The organism is Bacillus sp. JJ675 (assembly GCF_036963165.1).
Taxonomy (GTDB): Bacteria; Bacillota; Bacilli; order Bacillales; family Bacillaceae; genus Bacillus; species Bacillus glycinifermentans.
The window spans coordinates 121355-141395 of sequence record NZ_JBALMR010000018.1 but is presented as its reverse complement, the minus strand read 5'-3'; the positions used below and the strand labels follow the sequence as shown (position 1 = coordinate 141395).

At 44.9% G+C, this 20041-nt stretch carries 17 protein-coding genes, 1 tRNA gene, 2 pseudogenes and 1 other annotated feature (1 of these 21 only partly in view); of the genes and pseudogenes, 17 read left to right on the top strand and 3 right to left on the bottom strand.

All coding sequences use genetic code 11. From position 1 onward, the window contains the following. From rph to V7126_RS04860, 9 genes and pseudogenes are all read left to right on the top strand, one after another. Positions 1-49 carry the final stretch of a ribonuclease PH gene (gene rph / locus V7126_RS04900; RefSeq protein WP_335497011.1) on the top strand. Its footprint begins 728 nt before the window's first position, so the window shows 49 of its 777 coding nt (coding positions 729-777); its start codon lies beyond the left edge, outside the window; its stop codon occupies positions 47-49. After that, complete coding sequence (locus tag V7126_RS04895; RefSeq protein WP_175075689.1) at positions 46-630, top strand: XTP/dITP diphosphatase; 585 nt, start codon at positions 46-48, stop codon at positions 628-630. The genes rph and V7126_RS04895 overlap by 4 nt, the downstream gene beginning before the upstream one ends. A gap of 20 nt (positions 631-650) precedes the next feature. Further along, a complete protein-coding gene (locus V7126_RS04890; protein WP_216899093.1) occupies positions 651-1172 on the top strand; it encodes a YfcE family phosphodiesterase in 522 nt (173 codons plus the stop codon). A gap of 120 nt (positions 1173-1292) precedes the next feature. Further along, a tRNA-Arg gene (locus tag V7126_RS04885) sits at positions 1293-1366 on the top strand. Between the two features lie 355 nt (positions 1367-1721). After that, on the top strand, positions 1722-3725 hold the full coding sequence (locus V7126_RS04880; RefSeq protein WP_175075687.1) for a T7SS effector LXG polymorphic toxin: 2004 nt from the start codon (positions 1722-1724) through the stop codon (positions 3723-3725). Between the two features lie 17 nt (positions 3726-3742). After that, the gene (locus V7126_RS04875; RefSeq protein WP_175075686.1) at positions 3743-4192 is read left to right on the top strand and encodes an SMI1/KNR4 family protein; all 450 of its coding nucleotides are present in this window, start codon (positions 3743-3745) and stop codon (positions 4190-4192) included. Between the two features lie 915 nt (positions 4193-5107). Further along, positions 5108-6022, top strand: a complete 915-nt coding sequence (locus V7126_RS04870) for a hypothetical protein (RefSeq protein WP_175075685.1) — start codon at positions 5108-5110, stop codon at positions 6020-6022. A gap of 70 nt (positions 6023-6092) precedes the next feature. Further along, positions 6093-6377: pseudogene (locus tag V7126_RS04865) on the top strand (sigma factor-like helix-turn-helix DNA-binding protein); the annotation flags it as partial. Positions 6378-6483: 106 nt separating this feature from the next. After that, on the top strand, positions 6484-6714 hold the full coding sequence (locus tag V7126_RS04860; protein ID WP_309245914.1) for a hypothetical protein: 231 nt from the start codon (positions 6484-6486) through the stop codon (positions 6712-6714). A 1069-nt stretch (positions 6715-7783) separates the two neighbouring features. Here V7126_RS04860 and V7126_RS04855 read toward each other — a convergent pair. Beyond that, positions 7784-8317 (bottom strand): GNAT family N-acetyltransferase, encoded by a 534-nt coding sequence (locus tag V7126_RS04855; RefSeq protein ID WP_175075684.1) that lies wholly within the window; start codon positions 8315-8317, stop codon positions 7784-7786. 161 nt (positions 8318-8478) lie between these two features. Beyond that, positions 8479-8670 (bottom strand): hypothetical protein, encoded by a 192-nt coding sequence (locus V7126_RS04850; RefSeq protein WP_175075683.1) that lies wholly within the window; start codon positions 8668-8670, stop codon positions 8479-8481. 475 nt (positions 8671-9145) lie between these two features. On the opposite strand from V7126_RS04850, the gene gdhA reads away from it, so the two are divergent. Then, positions 9146-10528, top strand: coding sequence for an NADP-specific glutamate dehydrogenase (gene gdhA, locus V7126_RS04845; RefSeq protein WP_173427508.1), 1383 nt, complete (start codon positions 9146-9148; stop codon positions 10526-10528). 19 nt (positions 10529-10547) lie between these two features. Here gdhA and V7126_RS04840 read toward each other — a convergent pair whose 3' ends face one another. Further along, on the bottom strand, positions 10548-10835 hold the full coding sequence (locus V7126_RS04840) for a hypothetical protein (RefSeq protein ID WP_175075682.1): 288 nt from the start codon (positions 10833-10835) through the stop codon (positions 10548-10550). 456 nt (positions 10836-11291) lie between these two features. Between V7126_RS04840 and ilvE the strand changes: the two genes are divergently transcribed. The 7 genes and pseudogenes from ilvE (at position 11292) to leuC (ending at position 20039) form a co-directional block, all read left to right on the top strand. Further along, the gene (ilvE, locus tag V7126_RS04835) at positions 11292-12206 is read left to right on the top strand and encodes a branched-chain-amino-acid transaminase (protein ID WP_046132036.1); all 915 of its coding nucleotides are present in this window, start codon (positions 11292-11294) and stop codon (positions 12204-12206) included. A gap of 4 nt (positions 12207-12210) precedes the next feature. Continuing rightward, positions 12211-12468 (top strand) — a binding site (T-box leader). Between the two features lie 144 nt (positions 12469-12612). Continuing rightward, positions 12613-14329 (top strand): annotated as a pseudogene (gene ilvB, locus V7126_RS04830) (acetolactate synthase large subunit). Continuing rightward, a complete protein-coding gene (gene ilvN / locus V7126_RS04825; RefSeq protein WP_046132038.1) occupies positions 14326-14844 on the top strand; it encodes an acetolactate synthase small subunit in 519 nt (172 codons plus the stop codon). The pseudogene ilvB and the gene ilvN overlap by 4 nt, the downstream one beginning before the upstream one ends. A gap of 31 nt (positions 14845-14875) precedes the next feature. Beyond that, positions 14876-15904, top strand: a complete 1029-nt coding sequence (gene ilvC / locus V7126_RS04820) for a ketol-acid reductoisomerase (RefSeq protein WP_046132039.1) — start codon at positions 14876-14878, stop codon at positions 15902-15904. Beyond that, the gene (locus V7126_RS04815; RefSeq protein ID WP_046132040.1) at positions 15891-17447 is read left to right on the top strand and encodes a 2-isopropylmalate synthase; all 1557 of its coding nucleotides are present in this window, start codon (positions 15891-15893) and stop codon (positions 17445-17447) included. Before ilvC ends, V7126_RS04815 begins: the two co-directional genes overlap by 14 nt. A gap of 27 nt (positions 17448-17474) precedes the next feature. Further along, positions 17475-18587, top strand: coding sequence for a 3-isopropylmalate dehydrogenase (gene leuB, locus V7126_RS04810; RefSeq protein WP_046132041.1), 1113 nt, complete (start codon positions 17475-17477; stop codon positions 18585-18587). A 33-nt stretch (positions 18588-18620) separates the two neighbouring features. Continuing rightward, positions 18621-20039, top strand: coding sequence for a 3-isopropylmalate dehydratase large subunit (gene leuC, locus V7126_RS04805; RefSeq protein ID WP_046132042.1), 1419 nt, complete (start codon positions 18621-18623; stop codon positions 20037-20039). Positions 20040-20041: the final 2 nt, after the last annotated feature.

Genomic DNA, 20041 nt, shown 5'->3' with positions numbered 1-20041 from the left:
CGGCCATTCAGCAACAATAAAACTTTCAGAAAGGCTTGATACGAAATGAAAGAAGTCATCATTGCCACAAAAAACGAAGGAAAAGTCAAGGAATTCAAAGAAATACTCGCCCCGCGAGGCTATGATGTCAAATCATTACTGGATATCGGCTATACGGCCGATATCGAAGAAACCGGACAAACCTTTGAAGAAAACGCAATCATCAAAGCGGAAACGATTTCGAAAGAGACCGGCAAAATCGTGATTGCCGACGACTCCGGCCTGTCCGTCGATTATCTCGGCGGAAGGCCGGGGGTCTACTCGGCACGCTATGCCGGAGAAGAAAAAAACGACCTCGCCAACCTGCAGAAGCTGTTAAAAGAACTCGAAGGAGTCGAAAAGGAAGAGCGTTCGGCAAGATTCAGATGCGCGCTTGCCTTATGCATTCCGGGACAGGAAACGAAAACGGTCGAAGGGGCCGTCGAAGGCTATATTACAGAGGAGCCGATGGGGACGAACGGATTTGGCTATGATCCGGTGTTCCTCGTCAAAGATAAGGATCAGACGATGGCTCAGCTTTCAAGCAGCGAAAAAAACAAGATCAGCCACAGGGCGGATGCGCTCAAAAAGCTGACCGCATTATTGGATTGACACGGAGAGGAGGTGCCGGAATGAAGGTGCTGATCGTAAGCGACAGCCACGGCCTTGAAAATGAACTCGAAACAATCGCCAAACGTCATGAGAAGGATGCTGATCTCAACATCCACTGCGGAGATTCCGAGCTTGACCCTTCTCATCCGGCGCTTGCTTCCTACTTGACGGTAAAAGGTAACTGCGACTTTTACGGGGAATTTAAAGATGAAATCGTCGTACCGATCGGTGAGCGGAAGCTGTTTTTTACACACGGACATTTATACGGCATCAAGCAGTCGCTGTTAAATGTGTATTACCGGGCGGAAGAACTCGGAGCCGATATCATCTGCTTCGGCCACTCCCACATCGCCGGCAGCGAGCTGATGGACGGAAAGCTGCTGATCAACCCCGGCAGCATCCGCCTTCCCCGGGTGCGAAGGGAGAAAACTTATGCTATACTAAGCATTGACAATAACAACGCAGAAGTCCGCTTTTACGATACATCCGGACAGGAAATCGAAAGCTTAACAAATCGTTGCCGATTGCCGAAACATTCATGAGGAAGAATTTCTTCTTCCTCGTGATGAAAAAAAATTCTAAAAAAATGTTGACTTATGGGCACAATACGCATATAATAAATCTTGTCGCTGATAGTTAAAGCAAGCAAAACAACACATCATGTCCCAGTAGCTCAGCTGGATAGAGCAACGGCCTTCTAAGCCGTCGGTCGGGAGTTCGAATCTCTCCTGGGACGTTAAGCTGAAAAGCCTCAAATCTCTTGGTATACAAGGGTTTGAGGCTTTTTTCTTTAAGATCAAAGGTAAAGGCGTAAAAGCTGTAGGGAAAAATTCTGGTATATTCGATAAAATATCATTATATCCCTATAAAACTGTTTAAACGTATATATTCAACCTGCACCATCTTCTAAAAAGCATGTCTACAATCTTAAAGCCATTTTTATTTTTAATACTTCAAGAAACAGAAGGTGGGTTTTTTGACCTGATCAATAAGATTCATTTTCGTGGATAGACAGGATTTATTCACCAATTTCTTTCCGTAAAGTGGTAAACTCTATACTGATTGTAACTTTAGTATTAGAGGGGAATGCCATGAAGACTCTTGATGTCCATGCGTTGCACCATGCAATTGATCAAACGCTGGAACAATTAAAAAAGCAATCAGAAGAAATCGCCAATCTCAAAAAAAGCGTTGACGGGATAACGGCTCTTGATGATGCTTTAGAAGGTAAAGGAGGCGACGCGATTCGCGCCTTTTATGAAGAATGCCACACTCCGTTTTTGCGGTTCTATGAATCTTTCGTCGAGGAATACGAGTCATCTTTAAAAAAAGTGAAAAATGCACTGAATTCCTTGGAACCGAATCACAACGGTTATATTTCGCAAGCCTTTCTCGATCACGATCTGGAACAAGGCTTGAACGCGGCTGATCGAACAACGAAACATTTGGTATCAAAAGCCAACGCCGCGATTTCAAAAGTCAGCCATATTGTTGATTTGCCGGATTTGAATGACAATGATTTTCATGAACAAAACCGAAAAGCAATGAAAGACATCAATCAGACAATTGAAAAGCTGCACACTTTTGACAGGGAGCAGACAAACGCCCTCAAAACCGCTGAAAACGATCTTAAGACGATGCAGAGGTACATAACCAGGCTTGAAAAAATGTATACGGGTCCTAAAATTGAGATTGCAACCTATCAAAAAGGCTCGATTTTAAAGCCGGATGAGATGGATGCTTTACGCGGGGATCAAGAGACAGCGATGGGCGTCATGTTGGATAAGCTTGATAAGAGATCAAAGCTTGAAAAAGAGATTAGCGAAGTTAGCGAACATGATGTTCAACTTTATAAGCTGAGGAAAAAGCTCGAAAATGCATCCGATTCAGAGGAATATATTAAGATTGCTAAAGAAATCGGTTATGATAATCTCACACCAGAAGAAATGGAGCATGTTAAATCCATTGAGTTCTGGGACGATCCTCTTCAAGCGACAATTAATAATGTTAAAGAGGCCGGTCAAGGCCTTTTAGACGGTGTAGTGGACGCAGGGGAAAAATTAGATGAGGCGGGGGAAAAATATTTAGGTCCTGTATATAAATCAGTTAAAGGCAGTGCGGTCGCCGGATATGATCTTGCGAAAGATTTTGTTGATGGCGGAATTCAGCTGGGATGGAATATCGGATGGACAATCGACCATTTATATAAAGACCCACAGGTTGTTTTAGATACTGTTCTTGGATACGATTATAAAGGCGCTTTTCTGAGCATGATTGACACGTTGGCGGAAAAATGGGATGAGAAGGTAGTACATGGGGATGCGTATTCAAGAGCGCATTATTTTACTTATATGATCGGTAGCCTGTGGGGCTTGAGGAGCGGAAAATCTTCTGTTTCAACTGGCTCAAAAGATATTGCGAAAGCGGGAAAAACAGCGGTAAGCAAGGTGAAGAAAGCCGGTAAGGCCGTAAAACAGTCAATCAAGCCGCCTAATAATCGATATACTCCTGCATTGCAAGGGATTCTTCAAGATGCACCGAATTCTATTAACGTGAAGAATACGCCGATGGTATTAAAAGAATTGGCCGAGGATGGAAAGAAAAGTGTGCTTTTTAAGTCAGCTAAGGGTAAAGTAAATGATGTTACTAAAGTTAAAAAAGAAACGATAAAAAGGTTTACAAAAGAACAATTGGCAACTAAGCCTAGAAATTCCCCTATTCCAGAAAAATGGGAGAAAAAAGGTGGAAAAGTAGAGATAGATAAAGATGGCACTTGGGTATATACAAATAAAAAAGGACAAACGGTTAGGTATACTGGAGGTTATCCAGACTTCACCCCATATATGCACCCTACTGTAAAACCTGTAGAGATTGAGGTTGCAAAACCAACAAATCGTTCAGCAGACTTTAGACAGGCAAATTTAAAGGCTGGGTTAAACAAGGACTCTGATCCGCCGGTAGCTGCTTTAAACGAGCCACCAGAAGGATATACCTGGCATCATCATGAAGATGGAAAAACAATGATGTTGGTTGATAAAAAAGTGCATAGAGAATTTACTCACGTTGGTGGGGTTAATACTGTTAACGGTAAATAAAGAGGAGGAATTGTAATATGGCTAAAATAATTAATTCACACGATCAACTTTCGTTGGAACAAATCGAACAATTTGAATCAGAAAATAATGTTAAGCTGTCAGAGCTTTATAAAGAATTTTTATTAAAATGGAATGGCGGTAAAGCAAGACCAAATATATTTAAAATTTCAGATGAACAAGGTTCCAGTGTCTTAAACGTTTTTTATGGAATTGGGGAAATGTATGATAATTTAGAGGATTTCTTGGACATAATGGACGACCGTTTGCCTGAAGGATTTATTCCTATTGCAGAAGATCCCGCAGGAAATGTTATTTGTTTAGGAACCGAAGAGCCTTATTATGAAAAGATATACTTTTGGGATCATGAAGAAGAGTCAGAGAATCCTGATGACATGAGCAATATGTATTTTCTAGCTGATAACATCAATGGATTTTTGGACAGCCTTTATGAAGATGATGCAAAATAAAATGTAATTCTAGAACCTTGATTGGCTACTGTCTTTCAAGGTTTTTTATGTTCAAATCGAGAAAAATCCGACAAAAAGGGGGATAAAATAGGGGACTTTTTTAATTCCACTTTGTCATACGATAGATACAAAAAAACGAACGTGAATATTGAGTCCAAGACGGAGAGCCTGCGGACGTTGATCTTTTGCACAAGGATGTTATGCAGATGATTGATGTCCGTTTTTTAATGGAGAATGGGAGATGCACCTTTCCCTTATCAAGTGTGTACCTGGAGGTATCGAATGATGATGAAGGTCGTCAGTTTCACAGGAGCGGTTGAACTCTATGCAGGATTGCGAACGATAGTCGCGAGGATTGCAAGCGGTGAGATCCCGTTTGCACAGGAAGTCATTTTCACATGGCTCCTTATAACTTTTGCGTCCTCTTGGAGATTTGCTGGAGCCAATTCAAATAAAAAAACGAATAGTGCAAGGTGGTGTTTATTCGGTTAGGAGAATGAAAAAGAAAGATAAGAGATGTTTTATCAGCTGACACGAAGCAACAACTTAAAAAGCATTAAGCCCCTTAACGAAGGAAGATGATCCTTTAACGAGGCGGGGATTGGGAAGAGATCATGGGTGTCAGGAAAGACACATATAAACGACAAGGTGGCCACATTGTGCAGTTGGTGAATCCGGAAAAATCGGTCGTGTAAAATGGAAGGCAGGACGGGGAGGCAGATAATCCCGGGTCACGACGCAAAATATAATGAGTAAAGGCGACTCTGTAATTATGCAGAGTCGTTTTTTAACTTGCAATTAATTAGCAAGGACATCTTTTTATTTAGAACTCATAAATATTCGATGGGAAGTCTAATTGCTTATTTTCTCTATTTTTTTTATGTTGTAATATAGGCTTCAGGCGGTCAATTTTCAATGAGATATTTATTACTGCAAAATTTAGTCGCATTCTTACTTCCGTATTTTATACTGATATTCTTGGGGATTCTTTTTAAGAAAAGTGTAATAGAAAAAAATGAACTTATAATTAAACATTATATTTTAAAAAATACTAGGGAAAGCTCTCAGGAAGGTTTGCTAAAGTTTTTCTCGAAATTTCATATAATTGATGTATTAAGCATACGCAGAATGAAAACCATAAAGAGTTGGTTAATAAATAAACATAGTATAGATGATTTAAAAATGATTAAAATTGCAACAGAAGATGAATTTAAGAGGAAAGAGAATTTCTTATCACGTGTCACATTTGTTAATTTGTTTTTTTTGCCTTTCTTTACTGGAGTTGTATCTTTTGTAGTTCCGCTCTTTACATTTATCTTTAGTTTAACTGCTTTTGGTATTCAACAAGAATATATAAAAGCATCAGAGTCTAATCCTACTATGTCTTTTTTTGCTTTCTTTGATCTTACGAATCCAGATAATAATCAGTTAGAAAGATATATAAGACCAATATTTAACATGGTGTATTATGATACTGTTGGATTCTTTTTTCAAGCATTTTCCTTTATAGTTTTAGTAGTGGGTGTCAGTTTATTCTTAAGGAGACTTTCTTTAAGAAATACTTCTAGACTACATCTAATCACTCAACAAGCTTATGAAGAAAAATTAAAAAAAGTTGAAAAATTGACTAGTGATATAAGAGAGGTTAAAAAGAAGTTAGCTCTTAACTGGAATATGTGTACGTTAAATGACTCAAAAGAAAATCTTGAAATAATGTTTATTTCTCCGGATAAGGCAGACTGCTTTCTTCTTGAATCGAACGAAGAGAAAGACATTGTGGAACTTAGAACTATTATAAAAGATATTGACAGTAAGTTTAATGAATCTTAGGCATCCATCGGGGTGCTTTTTTTATTTTCAAAACAAACACAAATCAGAAGGGGGCGGCGGGTGAATGTAGATGGCCGAAAAGCACATTCAAGCACAAAAAGATTATGTCAAAGGAATGAAATACAAGGAACTTGCCGAAAAGCACGGGGTGTCAGTGAACACCATCAAGTCATGGAAAAGGCGGCACGATTGGGAATGAAAAAAGTGTCCCTGAAAAAAGTGTGCACACAAAAAAGTAGGCGCGCCACCCAGCAATATAAACGCTTTGGGGAACAAAGGCGGCACAGCAGCAAAGGGAAATCAGAATGCTGTGACTCACGGCTTTTTCTCCAAGTTTCTCCCGAAGGAAACGCTCTAATTATTCTGTTGATACACCGTCTGATGATTCTACAGGAAATGGAGAAGTTCCACAAACTTCAGATGAACCAACACAAGACACACAAGGTAAACGAGCAATTCTAGTGGTAACAATGACAACTGGTCTTGAAAAAGAGTTCGATCTTACAATGGAAGAGATTAATAAATTTATTTCGTGGTATGATCAAAAAGCTGCTGGTACAGGTCCTGAGAGGTATGCAATCGATAAGCACGAAAATAACAAAGGACCGTTTGATAACAGAAAAGATCATATAATCTTTAGCAATATTCTTACGTTTGAAGTAAATGAGTATTCAGCTAAAAAGGCTGAATAAAACATGAAATGAAGCTGGCCGAAAAAAGTATCGGCCATATGAGGAGAGCGGCCCTTTCATTTTGAGAAGGGGCTTACTTCTTTTCTAAGCTCATAGCATCCTGAAATTTTATAAGAGTTGAAACTCCTTTTGAATACACGACACGGAAAAGCTTGCGTTGCAAATTTATGAAATAGGTAAGCCTCTCGACCTGAATAATCTCTCCGGAATCTTCCTCATTTAAAATGAGCAGCGGCTTTAAAAACAATGAGAACTGAACTTTTGAATTATACTCCATCGCTTCACATATTATTCCTATGTCTTCTTCTATTTGGTTCATATTAAGAACGGGCCTTTTCACTCTTTTGTTTGGTTTTTAACTCTCGAAGCAACCTGACATGCTCCGGCACATCATAGCTGTTCATTTAATTGTTCCCGATCTTGCAAGTAATCATCGTCTTCTTAGAAGGAAGCAAATGTTCTATTTTCAAGGAAATGAATACAATAGAAAATTGGGAGCAGATTCACTCCCAATTAGGTATTTTTAGTTCCTATAGAAAGCAAAAGGGTGGGGTGATGATATAGCGGAGGAGGTAATGTCCTGTAGTGTTTCTAGGGTCAACGGCCTTTTCAGCCGTCGGTCAGGAGTTTACCTCTTACATGGGACGTCACAGCAGAAAAGCTTCAAACCTTCTGATATGCAGGGATTCGTGGTTTTTTTACCTGGAACAATTCGGTCTGTTTTTGGTTTGAAACTGCGTTTTGAGAGTAGATTTAAGTTTTGAATTTCCGCCCGCTGATTTATGTTCAAAAAAATGTCGGCTGATTTTTGGTCAGTTTATTCAATTACATGAGCTTAAATTAGCTTTGTAGGATCAATTTGTGTATGGCCTAATCTTCCCTGAATAACTTTAGTAACACACCTTCGGTTTCTTCAAAAAATAGTGGGAATTGCAGTTGCTGGGATTTAAGAAAAATTGGATCCTTCGGAGTTGATTATATCCTCATAAAAAAAGAAGCTGTTCATAGAAAATGTTATAAACCGATGTTGGAAACAACCTCTTTCCAATCTTAATCATTCACCTCGCTGTTACTCCAAAAAAGCTTTCGAATAATGAACGACACCTCGCACATGCTCAAGAGAATGATCTGTCAACTCAAGAGCCATAAATACTTCATCAGGCACTTCAAACGGGGCTTGTATATTCCATAAGCTAGCCGGTTTAAAACCAAACTTCGGATAAAAGTCTTTATGTCCCAAAACAATGACTGAACGATAACCAAGTTCTTTTGCGTTTTTTAAGGCAGCACGAATTAACCGGCTCCCAATTCCTTTTTTCTGATACTCAGGTGCAACAGAAACTGGAGCAAGTGCCAGAGAATCAACAGTGTTATCGCCATCTGCGATTTTTATTTTTGATAAAAGTACATGACCGATGATATTTTTGTCTTGATTTACTGCGACTAATGAAAGTTCAGGAATAAATGCATCTGATTTTCTGATCCTATTTACAAGCAAGTGTTCTTTCTTGTCGCTGTATTCCTCATTTAAAAAGGCTTTTTTAACAATTTCTTCAGTCGTATTATAATCTTCAGTGAGCTCTCGTCTTATTAAGATATCCATTTATAGTCTCCTGTTCTTTTGGTTAATTGTGATAAGTTTTTTTATAAGGTTAATAAACAAAACACCCGATTCACCATGCACCGGATGCGCATCAGGATACTGTTCGAAGATCTTCATAAAGATTGCGGAATTGATAGGCAAAATTACTGTAATATTGAGGCTTATTCCCCCTGAGCCGACCAATATGTACCTAATAGGCTTCTGATCGAAAGCAATCCCGCCACTGCAATGAGGGTGCCTAACATTCCGGGTAAAAGCAGATAGGCGATCATTAAACAAATAGCCGTTGCGACAAAATCTATAGTAAAACCTATTCCGGGGTGTCTCTTGAAATACCTTCTAATGTTTTTCAAATGATCTAAGCCTCCTATCGCATATCTTTTAAAAGATACTATGGGCATAAATGGTTCCACAAGAAAAAACAGCCCATGAAAGCGGCGCAATGAGCCTCTGTCACTTTTAACAAAATTTTATGCTGAACGATTCATTTTTTTATGACTCTAAATCGGGATCAACAAAAAATGTGATTTGAGCTGATACTTGAAAGCCCCCGGCATCCCACCCAAAACCTCGCTTTATTGGCCTAAACGTCTATTTTGATCAAGTAACTTTCGAAACGGCGATAGTCCGTTTCGCCTTGCCTTTCGCTCGTCACCGCCCTGCCTAAATACCCGCCAATTCACAGTTTTAGACATATATCTCATACAAGCAATGGTTTGATCTGTTATCCAGATTGATGGAAACGCCTCCAAGATGTAATATTTACCATGATAGAAAATCTTCCAACGTTCAATCGGACATCCAACTTAAAAAGGGAGCTGAAGAAAGGTGCACACACTAGAAAAAGCTGAAGAAACAAATATGCGAGCGGCGAGAGATTATGTGACAGAAGCGTTTGAAACCGTACGGCAGCGCAATATTCATGAGAGCGAATTTCTTCAAGCGGTAAAAGAAATCTTTGATTCGCTTGTCCCTGTTTTTGCGAAATATCCGAAGTATATTGAGCACAATATACTTGAGAGAATTGCGGAACCGGAACGAATGATTGTGTTCAGGGTTCCGTGGGTTGACGATCAGGGGACGGTTCGGGTTAACCGCGGATTCCGCGTCCAGTTCAACAGCGCGATCGGCCCGTACAAAGGGGGCATCCGTTTCCACCCTTCCGTTAACGCAAGCATCATTAAATTTTTAGGCTTTGAACAAATTTTTAAAAACTCTCTGACAGGCCTTCCGATCGGAGGCGGAAAGGGCGGATCCGACTTTGATCCAAAGGGCAAATCAGACAGGGAAATCATGCGTTTTACGCAGAGCTTCATGAATGAACTGCATAAATATATCGGACCAGACAGAGACGTGCCGGCGGGCGATATTGGCGTAGGCGCAAGAGAAGTCGGGTATATGTTCGGGCAGTATAAAAAAATACGCGGCGCTTATGAAGCGGGTGTTTTGACGGGGAAAGGCCTTGAATACGGGGGCAGTCTAACGCGCACAGAGGCCACCGGCTACGGGCTTGTCTACTTTGTCGAAGAAATGTTGAAGGATAAGGGGCTGAGTTTTGAAGGAAGCACCGTCGTCGTATCGGGATCGGGAAATGTAGCGATATACGCCATGGAAAAAGCGATGCAGTTTGGTGCAAAAGTGGTCGCCTGCAGCGATTCTGACGGATACGTATACGATAAAAACGGGATCGATCTTGATACTGTCAAACGATTGAAAGAAGTCGGGAACAAAAGAATCGCTGAGTATGTAGATGAACATCCTGACGCGCATTATTACACAGGCTGTTCAGGAATCTGGTCCGTGCCTTGCGACATTGCGCTTCCGTGCGCGACCCAAAATGAAATTGACGAAAAAGCGGCCGACATGCTGATCGCAAACGGCGTAAAAGCCGTCGGGGAAGGGGCGAACATGCCGTCTGAACAGGAAGCCATCGAGCGCTTTTTGAATTCTGGCATTCTGTTCGGTCCCGCAAAGGCCGCCAACGCCGGCGGTGTCGCCGTTTCTGCGTTGGAAATGGCGCAAAACAGCGCCCGTCTGCGATGGACGGCAGAGGAGACGGATCACAGGCTGCGCGATATCATGACAAGCATTTACCAAAACAGCATGAAGGCGGCCGGGGAGTACGGACGCCCTGGTGATTTATTGGCAGGAGCCAACATTGCGGGATTCATCAAGGTCGCCGATGCGATGATTGCTCAGGGGGTTGTTTAATTCAACGGGTGTTCCTTCTTTATCTGAACCCGCCGCCAACCCCTCTAAATCCATGCGCACCGACAGAGGGACTGCTGATGACTCCCGGGTGGCTGATGGCGCCTGCGGGGGTTGGACCGGTTAAAACAGAACCATACGGGTAGTATGTCGTTGGAGTGCCGGGCGTATATACGTAGGTCATCTGAGGTACAGAGAAGTATCCGGGATATCCCGGGAATCCCGGATATCCGAAAAACCCTGGATATTGACGGTATCCGCCTTCGTAAGCAGGATCAGAATACGGGAAAGCTGAAAATGTGCTGTACATAACATCCACCTATCTTTTCTTATTTATAATACTTTATGTAAATGTATGTAAAAGGAGTCTGTACACGTTTGCCGGTTAAAAGCCTAATCCGGCAACCAGGGAGGCTCCATTTTTTCTGTCATGAAATATGACAAAACAGTATAAAACTTCGTTTTCATTGTGTAATCTTTATAGATTACAGAAAAAATTTTTAATTATTTTTTAATTTTGAATTTCCTTTTATATCAATCATGTAAGCGTATACAAGTAGATTGATAAATCTAAATTGTCTAATAATTTTAAAAAATACGGTTGACACTGTTTGTAAAGGAGCGTAATATGAGTTCAAACAAAAGATCAAATCGCTTTAGAGCTTTTCAATTTTCCCGGAGAATAACGGCGGGAAAACGGGTTCCCGCATCATGATTTTTTAATCAGGTAACGCGTTCATTTACAACAGAAAGGTGTGCGAAAAGGATGGGGGACCAGAAAGACCAGTGGATCTTCCTAAACGACAAACTCGTTAAAAAAGAAGACGCTAAAATATCAGTCTATGATCACGGTTTTTTATACGGCGACGGGGTGTTCGAAGGCATCAGGGTGTATGACGGAAACATCTTCAGAATGAAGGAGCACATGGACCGCCTGTATGATTCAGCAAGATCCATCCTGCTCGAGATCCCTTATCAGCAGGAAGAACTGACGGATCACGTTCTGAAAACGGTAGAGAAAAACGGGCTCAAAGATGCTTATATCCGCTTGGTTGTTTCAAGGGGGCCGGGAGATCTCGGACTCGATCCAAACAATTGTTCAGCCCCTAGTGTCATCATAATTGTCGAACCATTGGCAATATTCCCAAAGCATTTATATGAAACGGGAATTGATATCGTTACTGTGCCGACAAGACGAAACCGGCCGGATGTATTAAGCCCGAAAGTAAAATCCCTGAATTATTTAAATAATATTCTTGTCCGGATCGAGGCGCGGATGGCCGGGGTCAGCGAAGCGCTTATGCTCAATGATCAAGGCTATGTTGCCGAAGGTTCTGCGGATAATGTTTTTATTTATAAAAACGGAAAGCTTTTGACGCCGCCGGGATACCTTGGCGCGCTAGAAGGAATCACGCGCAATGCGATCATTGAAATCGCCGAAGAGCTCGGCTATGAAGTGAAGGAAGAGCCGTTTACCCGCCATGATGTATATACGGCGGAGGAAGTGTTTTTGACGGGAACCGCTGCCGAGGTCATCGCTGTTGTCAAAGTGGACGGCCGGCAGATCGGAAGCGGAAAGCCGGGAGTCCATACAAACCGGATGCTGGAAAAATTCCGCGAACGCGTTGTGCGTGAAGGAGAAAAGGTAAACTTTAACGATCAAAGCTTGAATGTCAGCTGAATAAAGATAAACGTAGAAGAGGATAAGTAACAGCGGAAACGCCGTCTACAGAGAGCCGGGATTGCTGGAAACCGGTGGCGGCCTCCGCTTGCGAACTCCCCTCTGAGTGCCGGTTTGAACGATTCGTTAGAATTTAGTAGGGCCGGCCGGGTGAACCGAAACGATCACTCGTTATTAAAGCGGATATAGTTATCCATAAGGCGGCCGTAACGGCCGTGAACAAGGGTGGTACCGCGGAAAGAAAAGCCTTTTCGCCCCTTTGGCCTGCGAGGTAAGCAGCGCCATTGTGGGCGGGAAGGCTTTTTTAGCTGTAAAGGCATAATGGATGCATGCTTTGCGGCACATATAGATCAAATCAAAATCAAACTTGAAGTTGTGAGTGATGAACAAATAAGGAGGAAGAAAAATGAGGACGAATGTACAGTTGGATGCAGATCATGCCCAATGTACACAAACGATGGCTGGGGCGTCGATGCTGATTGAAGCTTTAAAGCGGGAAAATGTTGAAGTGATTTACGGATATCCTGGCGGGGCTGTCCTGCCGATTTATGACAAACTTTACGGATCGGGAATGTTTCATGTGTTGACGCGCCATGAGCAAGGGGCGATTCATGCGGCGGAAGGGTATGCGAGAATTTCCGGGAAGCCGGGCGTCGTGATCGCCACCTCGGGGCCGGGGGCGACCAATCTCGTGACCGGCCTTGCCGATGCAATGATCGATTCATTGCCGCTGGTCGTGTTTACGGGTCAGGTAGCGACATCGGTCATCGGATCTGACGCTTTTCAGGAAGCGGATGTGATCGGGATTACGATGCCGATCACAAAGCACAGCTACCAGGTCCGGGAGGCTGAAGACCTGCCGAGAATCATTAAAGAAGCGTTCCACATCGCGACAACCGGCAGACCTGGCCCCGTTTTAATCGACATCCCGAAAGATATCGCCGGAATCGAAGGGGAATTCAGCTACGACCATGACATTCGCCTGCCGGGCTATCAGCCGACAAAAGAGCCGAATTATCTGCAGGTCAGAAAGCTTGTGGAAGCGGTCAGCGGAGCGAAAAAGCCGGTTATTTTAGCCGGAGCCGGCGTTTTGCACGGGAAAGCGTCGGAAGAATTAAAAAATTATGTCGAACAGCAGCAGATNNCACACGCTGCTCGGGCTCGGAGGTTTTCCGGCCGACCATCCGCTTTTCCTTGGAATGGCAGGAATGCACGGGACATATGCCGCGAACATGGCGCTGTATGAATGTGATTTATTAATCAGCATCGGGGCGAGGTTCGATGACAGGGTTACAGGGAATTTGAAACATTTCGCCAAATACGCGAAAGTCGCCCATATTGACATTGATCCGGCCGAAATCGGCAAAAACGTCCACACGCACATTCCTGTCGTCGGAGACAGCAAACTCGTCTTAACGGAACTGATCAAGCAAAACGGCAAACCGAGCGCTTCTGATGAATGGAAACAACAGCTTGCCGGCTGGAAAAGCGAATATCCTCTCTGGTATGAAGAGAATGCAGCCGAAGGCTTTAAGCCGCAGAAGCTGATCGAGTACATTCATAAATATACGAGGGGCGAAGCCATTGTGACAACAGACGTCGGTCAGCATCAAATGTGGGCCGCACAGTTCTATCCGTTCAAAAAAGCCGACAGATGGGTGACCTCAGGCGGTCTCGGCACGATGGGATTCGGGCTCCCGGCAGCAATCGGGGCGCAGCTTGCGGAGAAAGATGCAACGGTTGTCGCCCTCCTCGGAGACGGAGGATTTCAAATGACCCTTCAGGAGCTGGCGGTCATCCACGACCTCAACCTTCCGATCAAAGTCGTCGTGTTAAACAACCACTGTCTCGGCATGGTTCGGCAATGGCAGGAAATCTTTTATGATGAACGCTATTCCCATTCGAAATTTTCGTCGCAGCCCGATTTTATCAAGCTTTCTGAAGCTTACGGCATCAAAGGCGTCCGAATTACATCTGAAGAGGAAGCGAAAGAAAAGCTCGAAGCTGCTTTGACATCGAATGAACCGATGGTCATCGACGTTCAGGTCGCAAGAGATGAAAAGGTATTTCCGATGGTTGCACCTGGAAAAGGGCTTCATGAAATGGTGGGGGTGAAACCTTGAAAAGAATCATTACGCTCACGGTACTGAATCAATCCGGCGTCTTAAACAGGATCACGGGGCTGTTTACAAAACGGCACTATAACATTGAAAGCATTACGGTGGGACACACCGAAACAGAGGGCATCTCCAGAATTACGTTCGTCGTTCATGTGGAAGATGAAAAAGAAACCGAACAGCTGACAAAACAGCTAAATAAGCAGATTGATGTATTAAAAGTCACGGACATTACGAATCAATCCATCGTCCAAAGGGAGCTGGCTTTAATCAGGGTCGTCTCCCCTCCTTCGAGCAGAGCGGAAATCAACGGCGTGATCGAGCCGTTCCGTGCCACAGTGGTCGACGTCGCCAAGGACAGCGTCGTCATTCAGGTCACAGGCGAATCAAGCAAAATCGAAGCGCTTATTGAACTGCTGAAGCCATACGGGGTTAAAGAGGTTGCCAGAACAGGCACAACGGCTTTTGCAAGAGGTACTCAGCAAAAGCCGGCCTCTATTAAAACAATATCTATTGTATAAATCTTAAAAACAAAAAAAGGGAGAGATTGAAATGGTAAAAGTATATTACAACGAGGATATTAAAGAAAACGTATTGGCAGGAAAAAAAGTGGCGGTTATCGGATACGGTTCACAAGGCCATGCGCATGCGCTGAACCTGAAAGAAAGCGGAGTCGACGTCATTGTCGGCGTCAGAAAAGGAAAATCGTTCACGAAAGCGGAAGAAGACGGCCATCAAGTATTTACTGTAAAAGAAGCAGCGGCACAGGCTGATATCGTCATGGTTCTGCTTCCTGATGAACAGCAGCAAAAAGTGTATGAAGCCGAGATTAAAGATGAGCTTCAAGCCGGCAATTCGCTCGTTTTCGCACACGGTTTCAACGTTCATTTCCATCAAATCGTTCCTCCGGCAGACGTTGACGTATTCCTCGTCGCTCCTAAAGGACCGGGACATCTCGTCAGAAGAACGTTCGAGCAGGGCGCAGGAGTGCCGGCGCTGTTCGCGATTTATCAGGATGTATCAGGTGAAGCGAAAGACAAGGCGCTTGCATATGCGAAAGCGATCGGCGGTGCGAGAGCAGGAGTGCTTGAAACAACATTTAAAGAAGAAACTGAAACAGACTTATTCGGGGAACAGGCGGTTCTGTGCGGAGGACTGACATCCCTAGTCAAAGCCGGCTTTGAAACGCTGACAGAAGCAGGATACCAGCCGGAACTCGCATACTTTGAGTGTCTGCACGAGCTGAAGCTGATCGTAGACCTGATGTATGAAGAAGGCTTGGCAGGCATGAGATACTCCATTTCCGACACGGCGCAATGGGGAGATTTCGTATCAGGTCCGCGCGTTGTCGATGAAAATGTCAAAGCTTCTATGAAAGAAGTATTGAAAGACATCCAAAACGGAACGTTCGCGAAAGAATGGATCGTTGAAAACCAAGTAAACCGCCCGCGCTTTAACGCCATCAATGCAAGAGAAAATGAGCATGAAATCGAAGTGGTCGGCAGAAAGCTTCGCGAAATGATGCCGTTTGTCAAACAGGGCAAAAAGAAGGAAGCGGTGGTAGCCGGTGCGAAAAATTAACTTTTTTGATACGACACTCCGCGATGGCGAGCAGTCACCAGGCGTCAATTTAAACACGCAGGAGAAGCTGGCGATCGCCCGGCAGCTGGAAAAACTCGGGATCAATATTATGGAAGCGGGTTTTCCCGCTTCATCCCCCGGGGATTTCTACGCTGTAAAGGAAATCGCGCAAACGATTAAAAACTGTTCGGTAACAGGGCTTGCCCGTTCTGTCAAAGGGGATATCGATTCGGCCTGGGAGGCGCTGAAAAACGGGGCTGAACCGCGGCTGCACGTATTTATTGCGACCTCTGACATCCATTTGAAATATAAGCTGAAAAAAACGCGGGAGCAAGTGCTGGAACAGGCGGTGGCAATGGTTAAATACGCGAAGCGGAAATTTCCGGTCGTGCAATGGTCGGCAGAAGATGCGTGCCGTACGGATCTGGCGTTTTTAGCCGAAATCGTGAGCCGGGTAATCGAAGCCGGTGCGGATGTCATCAATCTTCCGGACACGGTGGGGTATTTGGCGCCGGCCGAGTACGGAAACATTTTCCGCTACATCAAGGAAAATGTCCGCAATGCAGACAGGGTCAAGCTTTCAGCCCATTGCCACGATGATTTGGGAATGGCCGTCGCCAACTCTCTGGCCGCCATTGAAAACGGCGCTGACCAAGTGGAATCGGTAATCAACGGCATTGGCGAAAGAGCGGGGAATGCGTCTCTTGAAGAAATTGCCGTTGCTCTCCATATTCGGAAGGATTTTTACCAGGCGGAGTCTACGATTCAATTGAATGAAATTAAACGGACAAGTGATTTGGTGAGCAAGCTGACGGGAATGGCCGTTCCGCGCAATAAAGCGGTCGTCGGCGACAACGCTTTCGCACACGAATCAGGCATCCATCAGGACGGTTTCCTAAAAGAAAAAACAACGTACGAAATCATTTCGCCGGAGCTTGTCGGCGTCAAGACAGACGCGCTTGTGCTCGGAAAGCATTCAGGGCGCCATGCGTTTAAAGATAAGCTGCAAAAGCTCGGATTCCAGTTTGCGGAAGAGGAGATCAATAAGTTTTTCAACATATTTAAAGAGCTGACAGGAAAGAAAAAAGAATTTACAGATGAAGACCTGATTTCTCTTATCCTTGAAGAAAAAGCGACAGACCGCAAAATCGGCTACGATTTGGTGTCGCTTCAAGTCCATTACGGCACATCGCAAGTTCCGACGGCGACGGTTTCGTTGAAGGACCAAAAGACGGATCAGGTCATTCAGGAAGCGGCGACGGGAGCGGGCAGCGTTGAAGCGGTCTATAATACGCTGAAGCGCTGTATGGATAAAGAAATCCAGCTCTTAGACTACCGGATTCAATCCAACCGCAAAGGGCAGGACGCATTTGCCCAGGTGTATGTCAGGGTGTTGATCGACGGAAAAGAATCAGGCGGCCGCGGAGTCGCGCAGGATGTGCTTGAAGCTTCGGCAAAAGCGTATGTAAATGCGGTGAACCGCCTTCTCGTTTACCAAACGAATGCGGAAGGCTTGCTAAAGGAAGCGGCTGTAGGATCATGACAGTGAAAAGGAAGGAGTTGGTTTAACGTGAAAAAACGAATCGCACTTTTGCCAGGTGACGGAATCGGCCCCGAGGTGCTGGAAGCGGCGGTAGACGTTCTGAAAAGCGTTGCCGAGCATTATCAGCATGATTTCGAATTTGAATACGGTCTGATCGGCGGAGCTGCCATCGATGAGGCGGGTGTGCCGCTGCCGAAGGAAACGGTCGCCGTCTGCCAAGGAGCTGACGCCATTTTGCTCGGAGCCGTAGGAGGACCGAAATGGGATCAAAATCCTTCTGACCTGAGACCGGAAAAAGGGCTCCTCGCCATTCGCAAACAGCTCGATCTTTTCGCTAACTTGAGACCTGTCAAAGTGTTTGAAAGCCTTGCCGAAGCCTCTCCTTTAAAAAAGGAATATATTAAAGGCGTTGACTTTGTCATCGTCCGCGAGCTGACGGGCGGTCTATATTTCGGAAAGCCGAGCAGGCAGTACGTCAATGAAAACGGCGAGGAAGAAGCCGTTGACACGCTGTTCTATAAAAAATCCGAAATGGAACGGGTCATCAGGGAAGCTTTCCGAATGGCAAAGGGACGCAAAGGAAAAGTCACATCCGTCGATAAAGCGAACGTTCTTGAATCAAGCAAGCTGTGGAGAAAGACGGCCGAAGAAGTCGCTCAAGAATTTCCTGACGTGAAGCTTGAGCATATGCTCGTCGACAATGCCGCAATGCAGCTCATCTATCATCCGGGTCAATTTGACATCGTCGTCACTGAAAACATGTTCGGCGATATTTTAAGCGATGAAGCTTCGATGCTGACGGGATCGCTCGGCATGCTGCCGTCGGCCAGCTTATCAAGCTCAGGCCTCCATCTGTATGAGCCTGTTCACGGGTCAGCTCCTGACATCGCGGGACAAAACGTCGCCAATCCGCTTGCAGCCATTTTGTCGGCGGCGATGATGCTCCGCACGTCATTCGGCCTTGAAACGGAAGCGAAAGCCGTTGAAATCGCCGTTGATCAAGTGCTTCAGTCCGGAAAAAGAACAAAGGATCTTGCAAAAGGCGGAGAGCATTGTACGACAAAGGCGATCACGGGAGAGGTTAAAGCAGCACTGGCAGATGACAACGCCATTTCGAACATCATGACCGCTTACGTTTAAGGAAAACGGATATTGGTAGAGGGAGGAAACAAGATGACGCCTCGAACGATCATCGAAAAAATTTGGGATCAGCATGTCGTTAAAAAAGGAGAGGGAAAGCCCGACCTTTTATACATCGATCTGCATTTAATCCATGAGGTCACTTCACCCCAGGCCTTTGAAGGTCTGAGACAAAAGAAAAGAAAGGTGAGAAGGCCTGAGAATACGTTTGCCACGATGGATCATAACATCCCGACCGTGAACCGGTTTGAGATTCATGATGAAGTCGCAAAACGGCAGGTCAGCGCGCTTGAACGAAATTGCGCAGAATTCGGCATCCGCCTTGCCGACCTGTCGAGCCCTGATCAGGGAATCGTCCATGTCATCGGACCTGAGCTCGGTTTAACGTTGCCGGGAAAAACGATTGTCTGCGGCGACAGCCATACGTCAACGCACGGCGCGTTCGGCGCGCTCGCATTCGGAATCGGAACGAGCGAAGTCGAGCATGTGCTTTCAACGCAGACGCTTTGGCAGCAAAAACCGAAAACGCTTGAAATCCGCGTTGACGGCACACTGCAAAAAGGCGTCACAGCAAAAGACGTGATCCTTGCCATCATCGGAAAGTACGGTGTTAAATTCGGCGCCGGCTATGTCATTGAATATACGGGCGAAGTGTTCCGAAACATGTCGATGGATGAACGGATGACCGTCTGCAACATGTCGATCGAAGCCGGGGCAAGGGCTGGGCTTATCGCACCTGATGAAACGACGTTTGAATATATTAAAACGAAAAAATATGCGCCAAAAGGCGAAGCGTTTGAAAAGGCCGTCGAGGAATGGGAGAGTCTGAGGACCGATCCGGGAGCTGTATACGACCGGACGATTGTTCTGGACGGCAATGAGATTTCCCCGATGGTGACATGGGGCATCAATCCGGGAATGGTTCTGCCGGTTGATGAAGCCATTCCGGGCCCTGAGGCGTTCGACCAGGAAGACGATAAAAAAGAAGCGCTGCGCGCCTATGAATATATGGGACTTGAACCATATAAAAAAATCGAAGATATTACGATTGAGCACGTGTTTATCGGCTCATGCACGAACTCGCGGCTGACGGATCTCCGCCAGGCGGCCGAGATAATCAAAGGGCAAAAGGTCGCCGACGGCGTCAGGGCGATCGTTGTTCCCGGTTCGCAAAGCGTCAAAATCCAGGCGGAAAAAGAAGGCCTTCATGAGATCTTTACCGAGGCCGGCTTCGAATGGAGAGAATCGGGATGCAGCATGTGCCTGAGCATGAATAACGACGTCGTTCCGGAAGGAGAGCGCTGCGCCTCCACGTCAAACCGGAATTTTGAAGGAAGGCAGGGCAAGGGAGCAAGAACGCACCTCGTCAGTCCTGCAATGGCGGCGATGGCTGCGATTTTCGGCCGTTTTGTCGATGTCAGAAAGCACTTTAAAGAAAAAACAGTCGTGTAAAG